The organism is Arthrobacter crystallopoietes (assembly GCF_002849715.1).
In the GTDB taxonomy this organism is placed as follows: Bacteria; Actinomycetota; Actinomycetes; order Actinomycetales; family Micrococcaceae; genus Crystallibacter; species Crystallibacter crystallopoietes.
In genome coordinates this window covers 3,386,761-3,398,811 of the sequence record NZ_CP018863.1, presented here as the reverse complement: position 1 = coordinate 3,398,811, position 12,051 = coordinate 3,386,761, and the positions used below count along the sequence as shown (strand labels likewise).

The window sequence follows — 12,051 nt, the reverse complement described above, 5'->3', positions numbered from 1 at the left end:
CCTGAAGGAGAAGCCTTATGTTCACGAATACGGATCTGACCGGCTACACGGTCCTCGTCGCCGGCACTCCCGAGGCAGCGCGGCGGGCAATCCGCCGGTACGGTGCCGCCGGCGCCACCGTCCGCACTCTGTCCTCCCCCGCTGCGTACAAGCCGGAAATGCTCGACGGCGTAGCCCTGGTGGTGGCGATTGACGACGGCGACCCCCGGTGGTCGGCGTTGCCGGAAACCTGCCGCCGGCGTGGGCTGCTGGTGTCCCGGGAGGAAGCCGCAGCACCCGGCGGCCATGTCACTCTGATCGGCGGCGGTCCCGGTGCGGAAGACCTGCTGACGGTGCGGGCACGGCAGGTACTGCAGGAGGCCGACGTCGTCTTCTTTGACCGGCTGGCCCCGCACCGGAACCTGGCCGAGTACGCACCGGGGGCCGAGCTGATCGACGTCGGCAAGCGCCCCGGGCACCACAAAGTCACGCAGCGCGAGATCGAACGGCTGATGATCCAGTCCGCGCAGGAGGGCAACAATGTGGTCCGGCTCAAGGGCGGGGACCCGTATGTCTTTGGCCGCGGCGGCGAGGAAGTCATCAGCTGTGCCAAGGCCGGCGTCCCGGTCAGTGTGGTCCCCGGTATCACCAGCGCCATTTCGGTCCCGGCCGCCGCCGGCATCCCCGTGACACACCGCGAAATCAGCCATCTGTTCACCGTGGTTTCCGGGCACGCCCCGCTGACCGACGCCGAGTACGAACACCTCGCCGGCCTCGGCGGGACGGTTGTGGTGCTGATGGGTGTCGGCACGCTGCCCCAGCTCACCGCCGGGCTGCGCCGCGCCGGGATGAAGGCGGACATGCCGGTGGCAATCGTCGAGCGCGGCTACAGCGACTCTCAGCGGACCACAATCTCCACGCTGACCGGCGTCGTCACGGCCGCCGGTGCAGCCGGAGTGAAACCCCCGGCTATCCTGGTCATCGGCGAGGTGGTCCGGCTGGCCAACGGCTGCGAAGAAACCGCCGGCAAACTGGCCGAGCTCGCCGACACGTTGGGAGCATGATGGGCGCCGCCGCTGCCGTCCCCGCCTCCGCTCCAGCTCCCAGCCAGGACCTCACCCGCGCTCCGGACCAGGAACTCCGCACCTTGGTGGAGCTCCCGAATGCGGACGCGCTGGCCGGCTTCCGCGTCGGCGTCACCTCGGACCGCCGTGCCGAGGACCTCATCTCGGCGCTGGAACGCCGCGGCGCCCAGGTTCTGCATGCCCCCGCGCTGCGGATCGCCCCGGTTGCGGAGGACCATCTGCTGATGCAGGACACCGCCGCCATTCTCGGCGCCCGCCCGGACATCACCCTGATCACCACCGCCTACGGCATGCGCCGCTGGTGCGAGGCCGCGGACGCCCACGGGCTGGGCGAGGACCTGATGGACATCCTCGCGGCGTCGCGGATCTTCGTCCGCGGTCCCAAAGCACGCGGCGCGGTACGGGCGGCCGGGCTGGACGACGCCGGCATCAGCCACGACGAGCGCACAGCCACGATGGTGGACATGCTGCTGGAACAAGGGGTGGAAGGGCTGACCGTCGCCATCCAACTGCACGGGTACACGGATGCCGAACAGTTGGCCCGGCTGCGCGGCGCCGGCGCCACGGTCCTGACGGTTACCCCCTACCGCTGGATCAAGCCGGAGGGTGCCGAGGGCAAGGTGGGACGGCTGATCGAGGCGGTCATTACCCGGCAACTGGACGTGGTCACCTTTACCAGTGCGCCGGCCGTGGACGCCCTGTGGAGCACGGCACATGAACTCGGCCTCTTCGACGCCCTCGTGACCGCTTTCAAGTACGACGTCGTTGCCGCCGCGGTGGGGCCGGTCACCGCTAAACCGCTGGAGGATGCCGGTGTCCGGCCGATCATGCCTGAGCGGTACCGCATGGGCGCGCTCATCCGGCTGGTGGTGGAGCACCTGTCCGGCAACCAGATCCAGCGCTTCAACACGGCCCTTGGCGAGCTTGAGATCCGAGGCCGCTCGGTCATTCTGCGCGGCGAGCGGGTGGACCTGTCCCCCACGCCATTGGCAATCTTCCGAGCGCTGGCGGCCGCCGGCGGAGCAGTCCTGCCGCGCGAGGCGTTGCTGGAGTGTCTGCCCGACGCCCCCGGCGAACACGCGCTCGACATGGCGGTCAGCAGGCTCCGCCAGGCACTGCCTGATGCGTCGCTGGTGGCCACGGTCATCAAGCGCGGCTACCGCCTGAACGTCTAGCCCGAGCCCAGCCGACGGACAATAGCCAGCTTGCTTTGGTTAATGAGAACGGTGCTAGCCTGCGAAAGCGGTGCCGGCCAGCACCGCTTTCGCAGGCCCCAACCGTTTTAGGGCGAATAACCCGTTCGAACTTCGCCTTTACGCACAAACTCGAACCGTGCCAACCGAATCGGCAGTCCCTACACAGCGCCCCCCAATAACCGGTACTGTCCACATTCCCCGCGGCAGGCACTCGTAGGTTTGATCAGCGCCATGAAAATGGTGCGATGCAGCGCAATATTGTCGAAGCACGAGTTACAGCCGCTTGGCCCAAGCTGGATGTCCTGACAGCAGCGGAGCTCACTGAGGTCGGTATAGGTGAACGCTTACGAATGGAAGCCGTCCGTTGGGGCGTGGTCCTTCGGATTCGACGGGGTGCCTATGTACTCGCAGCGCTCTGGAAACAAAGTACCCATAAACAACAGAACCTCATGCGGATCCGGGCACATTTTCTGACTACTCCCCATGCCGGCGCGTACAGCCACACCACGGCTGCGCGGCTCCATCATCTCTACATTTGGAGTATCAACTCGACAATTCATCTCAGCCAACCGTTCTCCTCCACCCGGCGCTCCAGCGGAGGGGATGTTCAAACGCACAACCGCGTTCTGCCTGTCGGCGAAACGGTTGTTTTACAAGGGCCGAGAGGCAGGACAATCACTGCCACAAGTTTGGAACGGACAGTATTAGACTGCGCACGCGAACTGGAGCTACACCGAGCTGTCATCATCGGCGATCATGCGCTGCGGCTCGGAGCCAGCTTGAGCAAGATGGAGGGGATGGTCAACGCGATGCCTGGCGCCCCGGGAATCAGAAAAGCGCGCAACGTCCTCAGCCTTCTCGACGGCCGCTCCGAATCACCAGGCGAAACCCGCACCCGTCTACTGCTGCGTACCTTCGGTATCCCGATGCCTGAACCGCAGGTTCGGCTTTCGACGAGACACGGTGATCACCGGGTGGACTTCGCTTGGAAGGAGATCCTGCTGATCCTCGAATTCGATGGCAGGAGCAAGTACTTCGACTACCGGCCCACGGACCAGGTGATCCTCGATGAACGGAAACGGGAGAACGCCCTCACCGAGGTTCATTGGAACTTCTTCCGGGTGGACTGGTCGGACTTATCGAATCCGGAAGAACTCAAGGCCCGGATCATCAAGGCGATGGAGCGTGCAGCAGCACGCACCGCCGCCCTCCGTTTGGCAACTTAGTCCGGCGGACTCGATTAGGCTCGCTAGCCGCAGCTGGAGATTCTGCCGGTAGTTTCCATGCCCGGATCGCTCTGGGAGCTCACTGAGATGCCGACCACCGTGGCGGTGATGTCTTCCAACGCTGTCTGCATGAAGGCCAGGGAGCGCATGTTCTCGGCCCGCTGTTCCTTCGGCGTTTCCTGGGAAGACTTCAGCCAGGTGTACCGCGTGACTTTACCCTCGAGCTCTGCCAACAGCGTTTGGATTTCCTGCACGAGACAGTCCCCGTGGTCGCCAAGAAATTCGCCAAGCTCCAACGTGCTGTCCGAGGGCCTTGTGGCCACCGGCTCGTCGGTACGTAGCATCGCCACCTCATGCGGCATTTTGTCCCCTTTCCAGGGAGTCTCAGTTCACTATCCTCATAGTGACAACAGACACATACGATACCTTGCAGGACAGGATGATGGAAGGATTTACCGATCATTCGTTTCACTTGTTATCTAACCGCAAGGAGCAGAGACATCTGCTGTTAGAACGGGTATTGCGCGTGGCCGTACTGTTGGATGGTCACCCAGCGCAGCTCGCTGAACGAATCGATCCCGGCCTGCCCCCCGAACTTGCCGTAGCCGGAGTTCTGTACCCCGCCGAAAGGCGCCATCGGCTCGTCCGCCACAGGCTGGTCATTCACGTGGACAATCCCGGTGCGCAGCCGCTGCGCCACCTTCAGTCCCTCATGGATGTTCTCGGTGATCACGCCCGCAGTCAGGCCGTACTTGGTGTCGTTGGACAGCTCGATGGCGTGCTCGGGGTTCTCGGCCTCCAGCACGGTCGTCGCGGAGCCGAAGATCTCGTCGTGGTAGATCTTCATGTCCGGCGTCGTCCCGGTCAGCACGGTCGCGGGAACCAGCGAGTTTTCCAGCTTGTGGCCGCCGGCCACCGCGGTGGCGCCCTTGGCCAGCGCGTCGTCGATCAGGCTGTACTGGCGCTGCGCGGACTTCGCGTTGACCGCCGGCCCGATCACCGTCTCGGGGTTGGTCGGATCACCGGTCGGCAGCCCGGAGACCTTCGCCGCGAACCGTTCCGTAAACTCGGCTGCCAAGCTCTTGTCCACCACCACCCGGTCCACCGACATGCAGATCTGCCCGGCGTTCATGAAGGACCCGAAGGCCGCGGCGTTCACTGCATAGTCCAGGTCGGCGTCCTTGAGCACCACCAGGCTGTTCTTCCCGCCGAGCTCCAGGACGGCCGGCTTCAGGTGCTCGGCCGCCTGCATGCCGATCTTCCGGCCCACGGCAGTGGAACCGGTGAAGTTGACACAACGGACGCGCTCGTCGGCGATCATGGTGCTCACGACGTCGGCCGCATCCTCGGGCGCATTGGTCACCACATTCAGTACACCGTCGGGAATCCCGGCATCAAGCAGCGCGTCGGCCAGGAACAGGCCGCAGGACAGCGGCGCATCCTCGCTCGGCTTCAGCACGGCCGTGTTTCCCACGGCCAGCGGAACCGCGATCGCCCGGATGCCCAGGATGAACGGCGCGTTCCACGGCGACATGGCACCCACCACGCCGAACGGCTGCCGGACCGCCAGCGAGTACACGCCGGGCATATCCGTGGCGAGCACATCGCCCTGCGGAGCGGTGGTTGCTGCCGCCGCTTCGCGCAGGATGTTCGCGGCCAGGCCGATGTTGAACAGCGCCCAGCTCCGCACGCCGCCCACTTCGCCGGCCATCAGGGAGACGCCGTCTTCGGCGCGCTCCTCGAGCAGGTCGGCCGCCCGCAGGAAGATCTTGCGCCGCGCGCTGGGGGCCATGCCCGCCCACTGGTCGAAGGCGCCGGCGGCGGCGTCGACAGCACGGGTCATGTCCTCCGCACCGGCGGCAGCCACCGTGGCGTAGGGCTGGCCTGTGTAGGGATTGATGTCCTCGGTGGTCTTGCCGGATGCGGCGGCAACGTGCTTTCCGCCGATGATCAGGTCACGCTGAATTGCCATGATGTGCCTCCCTGTCGGCAGGCGCCCGGGTCTCCGCGCCCGCGCACTGCAACACGCACAGCCGCGCCTGCATTGAAAAAAATAAGGTTACTTCCCTTGCTACCACGCACGACGGCGGAAAGATAGGTGCGTGCTTATCCCGCCTTCTGCGCTTCCCGGGCAAGCGGCAAACCGGTGTCCTCCTCCGGCGCCATCCTGTCCGTGCGCGCGGTTAGACTGGCCGGGAACTGCAACATCAGCCGCCCGAACACAGGAGCAGCCATGAGCACAGTCGAAAAGTTTCCGCAGGGTGCCCCGGCATGGGTCGACCTGCAGTCGCCGGATCCGGAGGCGTCCAAGACCTTCTACAGCGCCCTCTTCGGCTGGCAGTACACGGACAGCACCAGTTCGGCCCAGGGCAGCTACGCCACGGCCACGATCGGCGGCGTTCCCGTCGCCGCGATTGCCGGGCAGACCCCGGAAGCGGTGGAAGCGGGTGTGCCCACTGCTTGGAACACCTACTTTGCCGTCGATGACCTTGATGCCACGCTGGAGAAAGTGATCCCGGCCGGCGGTCTCATCGTCATGCCCGCCACGGAGGTCCCCGGGTCCGGCCGCATGGCCGCCATCGAAGACGGAGTCGGGACACCGCTGCTGCTGTGGGAGTCCGCGCAGCACACCGGAGCCGGGCTGATCAACGAGCCCGGCACTATCGTCTGGCACGAACTGGCAGCCGATAACTGGGACCACGCCGTGCCGTTCTACCTCGCGGTGCTCGGCGGCGAAGCACACGAGGAGCAGGTCGACGGCGGCACTTTCACCATGCTCAAGGCCGCGGGGATGTACGTGGCAGGCTTCAAGGAACCCGAGACCGAGGACAAGTCTCCGCGCTGGGAGGTCTACTTCGGCACCGAAGACGCGGACGCCGCCGTCGTTATTACGCAGAAGGGCGGCGGGACGGTCCTACGGGAACCGGTGGATATTCCGGGCGTCGGGCGGATAGCCATGTTGCAGGATCCGCACGGCGCCATTTTCTGGGTGCTGCAGGAGCCGGCGGTGGAGGCCTGATTTCCGGAATACTCAAAACCGGGCACCCATTATTGGGGCGTTGACCCAGGTACACGGTGCATCGATTATGGAGTCCCATCCATAATCATTCGCGGGCAGTTCCTCATGCGGGGCAGTAGGGCCTTGCCCGTCACTCGAGAAGGACCTCGACGTGAAGCGCCTAACTACTGCCCTGCTCTGCAGTGCCCTCACAGCCTCGCTGATGCTTCCGGCGGCGCCGGCAACAGCCGTACTGCCCGCCACGTCCGTGGTGGCTGTCGGGAGTTCGAATTCGAAGGCTTTGTTCAGCAACGCGGGCGGTTACGTCGCCTCCTATACACGCTTCTCGCAGCAGTACATCCTGAGGAACATCAAGTCCAACCGGACCGGCGTGCTGCAGGAATCGCGCAACGGCAGGTGGGTCACGCTGCAGAAGCTGACCTGGAAGAAGCAGGTCGGAAAGGCTACCTCCACTGCAGTCACCGTCCGGACTACCCACACTGCGGCCACCGTCAAGAAGAAGTATCGCCTGGTGGTCAACGCCAGCAGCAAGGAAGCCCGGTGGGAATCGAAGCACGTCACGCTGCGGCACGAAAACCCCAGGTTTTATAATGGCTACAAGAAGACCGTCTACAACCAGGTCAAGAGGTACTGCCCCAACGTGATCATCCTGGAAGAGGACCGGCTGCACAGCTACACGTACAGCACGTCGCTGCGGATGAATGTTGCACGTCGGCCGGCAGGGAACCTGCTGAAATATGCGGCCCTGCATGAATGCGCGCACATCCGGGAGTTCAGCCTCTACCCGCCGTCGCAGCAGGGAACACTGCGGGCCAAGCTGAACAAGATCTACAAGACCACCGGTACCGGCGGGATAGAACAGGCGGCGGACTGCATGGCCTTCCGGATGGGCGTGAACAGCAAACTCATCTTCGGCACCTACACCAAGAACTGCGCGGGTGCGCGGGGAACAGCGGCGGCCAAGCTCCTGGCCGGCACGAAGCTCTGACTCCGGGTGCGCCGGGCCGACACCGCGCGGAGCCCCGGGAGCACCCGGCCGCGAACGGCCCGGAGTCAGAGACCACTTCTCCTTCTACACACACGCCTTTTTGCCGGCGTAACGAATATGGAACCATGCGCACATGAACGAAAACGAACCGAAACCCTCCGGCCACGGCCACCGGGAGCATGACCGCAGCGCTCATACCGGGCCTGCCCGGCCAGACGCCGCCTTACCCGTCGACGACCCGCGGGCCGTAGCGAAGCGGCGGCGCGAGGCCGAGGAAAAGCTCGAACAGCACCAGAAAGAAGCCAAGGAAGAGGCTCGGGAAGCCGAGCACAATGCAGGGCGCGAGCATCGTCCGGAATAGCGCAGCTGCGGCGGCAGTGAGCTTCAGGGCTCAGTTGGCCTGCAGGACGGCGAAGTAGCCGGGAATCTGCTCCGTCACCGAGCCCTGTTTCATCGGCACCGCCTCGATGACCGCCGGGCCGTCAGCCAGCAGCTGCCACTCCGAGTCCGGAAAGACCCCGGTCAGTTCCGGCTGGCCGAAATGTCCGGGCATGGGCAGGCCCTCGATGGCGCGCCGCAGCGGATGCGGAATGCCGTGTCTGGTGGCGCCCAGATGCCCCACGTACTCGAAGCGGTTGCCCTGGAAGTTGGTCTCGGCGAGGAACACGCGGCCCTGCTCCCCCACCACAGTGTGCAGGTTTGCCGCCAGCCGTGCTTGTTCCTCCGGCTTAAGCACATGCAGCACGCCGCGGAGGAACACATTCGCGGAGCCACCAAGCCGTTCGCGCAGCAGGTTCCCGGCGCCGTCGCCCACCGCGTCCATCGCCGCGAACTCCACATCGCGGATGCCTTCCGCTTCGGCCTCTGCCTGGGCACGGCGGACTGCGCTGGCGGAAACGTCCACCCCCAGCACCTGTGGGAACAAGGTGGCCAGCCACCGCGTGTAGGTTCCGTTGCCGCAGCCCACGTCGACCACCGGCAGCGCCGGATCAAAGTGTTCCTTGATGGGCGCGAGATAGCTCAGGCGCTCGGACTCGGCGGCGGCGTCCCACAAGACCTCGCCGTCCTTGCCCGTGCGGGTGATGCCGGCCCAGTAATTTTCCCACGCATGATGCGGATTTTTGGGTACGCGGGAAGCCAAGCGGGCGAGCTTGGGGAGCAGCAGTACCGAGTCCCAGATCTTTGGCATGGAATTACCTTACGCAGACGGCAGGGGTGAATTGAGTAAAGCCACGGTTTCTGCAGCCGGGAGAGGCCTGCCGAAGTAATAACCCTGGCCAAAGCGGCAGCCCAGCCGGCGCAGCTGGGAAACCTGCTCCGCGGTCTCGATGCCCTCGACAATGGCCTGCAGCCCGGCCGACTCGATCAGTTGTAGAACGGCCGCCACGAAGGTCTGTTGGCCGGCGTCGTTGTCCATCCCCTCGATCAGGGACTGGTCCACTTTGACCGTATCGGCGGGCAGCGAACGCAGGTAGCTGATGGAGGAATAGCCCGTGCCGAAGTCGTCGATCTGCAGTCCGACGCCGAGCCCGCGGATCTTCCCCAGTACCTGCGCCTCTTCGGTCTCCCGGGTCATCAGCACGGTCTCGGTGATCTCGAAAACCAGCCGGCCCGGGTCGATGCCACGCCGCTCCAGCGACCGTGCGATGTCCTCCAGCAGGTCGTTCCGCAACAGCTCCGCGGCCGAGAGATTCAGGTGGAGCTTGAGCTGCGAAGGCAAGGGTGCGACGTCGTTCCAAGACTTAAGCTGTTGCAGCGCCTCCTGCAGTACCCACCGGCCCAGATCCACGATGAGTCCGGTTTCCTCGGCCACCGGGATGAAGCTCTCCGGCATGATCATGCCGCGGGTCGGGTGCACCCAGCGGACCAGCGCCTCGATCCCGATGATCCTGCCGGTCGCCAACTCCACCACGGGCTGGTAGTACAGCAACAGTTCGCCGTTCTCGATGGCGTTGCGCAGTTCGGCGGCTGTGCGCGAGCGCTGCTGCGTGGCATGAAGCATCGACGGGTGGAAGATCTGGACGTTGTTCCGGCCGCGCGATTTGGCCTCGTACATGGCCACGTCGGCATCGCGGAGCAGGGATGCTGCCGAAACCCCTTCGGTGCCGATGCTCACACCGATGCTGGCCATCGCCCAGACAGAGACGGTGCCCACGGTGATGCTGCTTTGCAGCGCCCGCAGCGCACGGTCCGCAATCACCCGGACGTCTGCCTCGGTGGCCTCGGGAATCAGGATGGCGAACTCGTCCCCGCCCAGCCGTGCCACCGTGTCCGTGTCCCGGACTGCCGAGGACAGCCGGCGGCCCACCTCCACCAGGACTTCGTCCCCGGCACTGTGGCCGAGGCTGTCGTTGATCGGCTTGAACGAATCAAGGTCCAGCATCAGCACGGCTGGCGCCCGTTTCCCACCCTCGGCCGCAGCCAGCGCCTCTTGCGTCCGGTCACGCAGGGTCGAACGATTGGCCAGGCCTGTGAGCGCATCCGTCATCGCCATCCGCTGCAGTTTGGACTGCGCCTCGATCAGCGCCGCGGTCCGCTCCTCGACGCGCTGTTCAAGGTCCGAGTAGATATAGTGGAGCTCCTCGGCCAGCAAATTGACGCCGGTGATGACGGCGTCAATTTCGTCCCGTTTCTCCGAAGGCTCGATCCTGGCGCTTAGATCACCCGTGGCCAGCTTCACGACACCCTCGACCAACTGTTGCAGCCGCGGGTCCTCAGCGGGTGCGGAGTCCATTGGTTCCCCTTCGAAGTGGCAACGTACATCACCAGTTTATGTGAAACCTTTACCTTCAGCTGTTACCTCAAGCGGTTGCCCAAAGCGGCTGCCATTAGCGGCGCGCTGGCAACTGGACGTAGACCGTGGTTCCTTCGTTCAGGCGGGACGAAATGTGCAGTTCCCCGCCGTGCTGGTGCACCAGGTCCTGCACGATGGATAGGCCGAGCCCCGTGCCCTGGATGGCCGCGGCGGTGGCATTGGACGCGCGGAAGAACCGGCCGTACAGCTTGGGGACCTCGTCGGCAGGGATGCCGATCCCGGTGTCACGCACCTTGACGCAGGCCCGCGGGATCCCTGCGTCGCTCCTGCTGCTGCTGATATCGACGGCGACACTGCCGCCGGCGGGGGTGAACTTCACCGCATTGGAGATGATGTTCACGAACACCTGTTCCAACTGTTCCTGGTCCCCGTCCACTTCAACGTCCGAAGCCGGCGCCCGAAGGCCCAGATCAATCCGACCGGCCGCTGCCGCAGGTGCCAACGTGCTGATCACGGACTGCAGCAAAGCGGCAAGCTGGACCGGCCGGATGGTCTGCTGGATGTTTCCGGCGTCGCTTCTGGAGAGCGTGAGCACATCCTCGACGAGGTTGTTCAGCCGGTGCGCATTACGGTCCACAATCTCGAGCATTCTGGCTGTTTCGTGCGGAAGCTGGCCCACGCCGTCGTCCATGATCATGTCCAGATAGCCGATGATCGAACTCAGCGGGGTCCGCAATTCATGGTTGACTGTGGCGACGAATTCGCTCTTGGCCTGGTCCAGTTCACGTACCCGGTCCAGCACCTGCCGTTGGGCTGTGATGAGCTGGCCTTGCACCAGACCATGGGCGAGGTTGCCGGCAACGTGCTGGATCAGCGACAGCTCGATCGGCGCCCATTCGCGCGCGGTGGCTATTCCGGCGAGCCAGAGGAGACCGAAAGCTTTGCCGCCGTGTCCTAGCGGCACAATGACGGAGGTCTTGAGCCCGTCCTTGCCGGCCGCTCTGCTCAAGGATTCACAATCGGGCAGCTCCGCACCGTCGTGGTCCGGCACGGCCAAGACCGTCTCGTCCTCCCACAACATTGCCGCCATCCGCTCTGCCTCCTCCATGGGCAGGGCCGGTGCGGAGGCGTTGACGCCGCCATTGTCCCAGCCCATTTCCAGCGTTGGGACACGCTCGTCGCCGAAGGTACGGATCCAACTACGGTCAGCTCCGAAAGTCTCGCTCAGACCGGCGATCACCTGTTCGGCCATGAACTGCGGGTCGTTCGATGAACGGATCGCCGCCGAAATCGCCCGGATGCGCTGGCGCAACTGCTCGGTGGACTCACGCCGGCGCTGCTGCCGCTTGGTCCGCCGCAGCAAGGTACGGATGCGCAGCACCAATTCCTGTTCCGGGGCAGGCACCATCAGGAAATCGGCGACGTCCAGGGCCGCAATTTCCTCCGCAGACATGCCCTCGCCGGCCAGCAGGATGACCGGCAGGTTTCCGCCGGTTCCTTCCGCGCCTTCCGCCGAGAGCCCCGCCAGAACATCGGCTCCGTTTCCGTCCGGGCCCACGGCAACGACGGCGACATCCGGTGGTGCTCCTGCCGCCCCGGCCGCGTCCACTACCGCTATCCCCGCTGCATGCAGCGCCGCCGGAATGCCTGCCAGGGCGTCGGAACATCCCGTGACCAATGCCAAAGGGGCGCGTTCGCCGGCGGCAGGTGAGTCAGCGGTAGGTGTCATCCCAATATCTCACCACTTGATCGGCACTGGAACTACCCGGGCACGCCTTTCGGCGGCCTGACCGAGGCCCTTCG

The 12,051-nt window shown here is 64.9% G+C and carries 11 protein-coding genes; 6 read left to right on the top strand and 5 right to left on the bottom strand.

The features are described from left to right. Positions 1–17: 17 nt before the first annotated feature. From cobA to AC20117_RS23380, 3 genes are all read left to right on the top strand, one after another. Entirely contained in the window at positions 18–1,043 is a 1,026-nt protein-coding gene (gene cobA / locus AC20117_RS15860) for a uroporphyrinogen-III C-methyltransferase (protein WP_074698701.1), read from the top strand. Further along, positions 1,040–2,239: a uroporphyrinogen-III synthase gene (locus AC20117_RS15855; RefSeq protein WP_236777337.1), complete on the top strand. Its 1,200-nt coding sequence runs from the start codon at positions 1,040–1,042 to the stop codon at positions 2,237–2,239. The genes cobA and AC20117_RS15855 overlap by 4 nt, the downstream gene beginning before the upstream one ends. A gap of 266 nt (positions 2,240–2,505) precedes the next feature. Continuing rightward, positions 2,506–3,486, top strand: a complete 981-nt coding sequence (locus AC20117_RS23380) for a hypothetical protein (protein ID WP_074698706.1) — start codon at positions 2,506–2,508, stop codon at positions 3,484–3,486. Positions 3,487–3,509: 23 nt separating this feature from the next. On the opposite strand, the gene AC20117_RS15845 is transcribed toward AC20117_RS23380, so the two are convergent. Then, entirely contained in the window at positions 3,510–3,848 is a 339-nt protein-coding gene (locus AC20117_RS15845) for a hypothetical protein (protein WP_074698707.1), read from the bottom strand. A 146-nt stretch (positions 3,849–3,994) separates the two neighbouring features. Continuing rightward, positions 3,995–5,458, bottom strand: coding sequence for an aldehyde dehydrogenase family protein (locus AC20117_RS15840; RefSeq protein ID WP_074698710.1), 1,464 nt, complete (start codon positions 5,456–5,458; stop codon positions 3,995–3,997). Positions 5,459–5,719: 261 nt separating this feature from the next. On the opposite strand from AC20117_RS15840, the gene AC20117_RS15835 reads away from it, so the two are divergent. The 3 genes from AC20117_RS15835 (at position 5,720) to AC20117_RS15825 (ending at position 7,854) form a co-directional block, all read left to right on the top strand. After that, positions 5,720–6,505: a VOC family protein gene (locus AC20117_RS15835; protein ID WP_074698712.1), complete on the top strand. Its 786-nt coding sequence runs from the start codon at positions 5,720–5,722 to the stop codon at positions 6,503–6,505. 151 nt (positions 6,506–6,656) lie between these two features. Then, positions 6,657–7,493, top strand: coding sequence for a hypothetical protein (locus tag AC20117_RS15830; RefSeq protein ID WP_074698715.1), 837 nt, complete (start codon positions 6,657–6,659; stop codon positions 7,491–7,493). 133 nt (positions 7,494–7,626) lie between these two features. Further along, the gene (locus AC20117_RS15825; protein ID WP_074698717.1) at positions 7,627–7,854 is read left to right on the top strand and encodes a hypothetical protein; all 228 of its coding nucleotides are present in this window, start codon (positions 7,627–7,629) and stop codon (positions 7,852–7,854) included. A 30-nt stretch (positions 7,855–7,884) separates the two neighbouring features. On the opposite strand, the gene AC20117_RS15820 is transcribed toward AC20117_RS15825, so the two are convergent. From AC20117_RS15820 to AC20117_RS15810, 3 genes are all read right to left on the bottom strand, one after another. Beyond that, positions 7,885–8,682 carry a class I SAM-dependent methyltransferase gene (locus AC20117_RS15820; protein WP_074698719.1) on the bottom strand — a complete coding sequence of 266 codons (798 nt, stop codon included), beginning with the start codon at positions 8,680–8,682 and terminating at the stop codon, positions 7,885–7,887. 9 nt (positions 8,683–8,691) lie between these two features. After that, a complete protein-coding gene (locus AC20117_RS15815) occupies positions 8,692–10,227 on the bottom strand; it encodes a putative bifunctional diguanylate cyclase/phosphodiesterase (RefSeq protein WP_074698721.1) in 1,536 nt (511 codons plus the stop codon). Between the two features lie 94 nt (positions 10,228–10,321). Then, on the bottom strand, positions 10,322–11,977 hold the full coding sequence (locus AC20117_RS15810; RefSeq protein WP_074698723.1) for an ATP-binding protein: 1,656 nt from the start codon (positions 11,975–11,977) through the stop codon (positions 10,322–10,324). Positions 11,978–12,051 lie beyond the last annotated feature (74 nt).

Excerpts from the sequence above, each read along its gene's own strand:
- AC20117_RS15855 (WP_236777337.1), top strand. The coding sequence starts at position 1,040 with ATGATGGGCGCCGCCGCTGCCGTCCCCGCCTCCGCTCCAGCTCCCAGC.
- AC20117_RS15820 (WP_074698719.1), bottom strand. The coding sequence starts at position 8,682 with ATGCCAAAGATCTGGGACTCGGTACTGCTGCTCCCCAAGCTCGCCCGC.
- AC20117_RS23380 (WP_074698706.1), top strand. The coding sequence starts at position 2,506 with ATGCAGCGCAATATTGTCGAAGCACGAGTTACAGCCGCTTGGCCCAAG.
- cobA (WP_074698701.1), top strand. The coding sequence starts at position 18 with ATGTTCACGAATACGGATCTGACCGGCTACACGGTCCTCGTCGCCGGC.
- AC20117_RS15810 (WP_074698723.1), bottom strand. The coding sequence starts at position 11,977 with ATGACACCTACCGCTGACTCACCTGCCGCCGGCGAACGCGCCCCTTTG.
- AC20117_RS15845 (WP_074698707.1), bottom strand. The coding sequence starts at position 3,848 with ATGCCGCATGAGGTGGCGATGCTACGTACCGACGAGCCGGTGGCCACA.
- AC20117_RS15825 (WP_074698717.1), top strand. The coding sequence starts at position 7,627 with ATGAACGAAAACGAACCGAAACCCTCCGGCCACGGCCACCGGGAGCAT.
- AC20117_RS15835 (WP_074698712.1), top strand. The coding sequence starts at position 5,720 with ATGAGCACAGTCGAAAAGTTTCCGCAGGGTGCCCCGGCATGGGTCGAC.
- AC20117_RS15840 (WP_074698710.1), bottom strand. The coding sequence starts at position 5,458 with ATGGCAATTCAGCGTGACCTGATCATCGGCGGAAAGCACGTTGCCGCC.
- AC20117_RS15815 (WP_074698721.1), bottom strand. The coding sequence starts at position 10,227 with ATGGACTCCGCACCCGCTGAGGACCCGCGGCTGCAACAGTTGGTCGAG.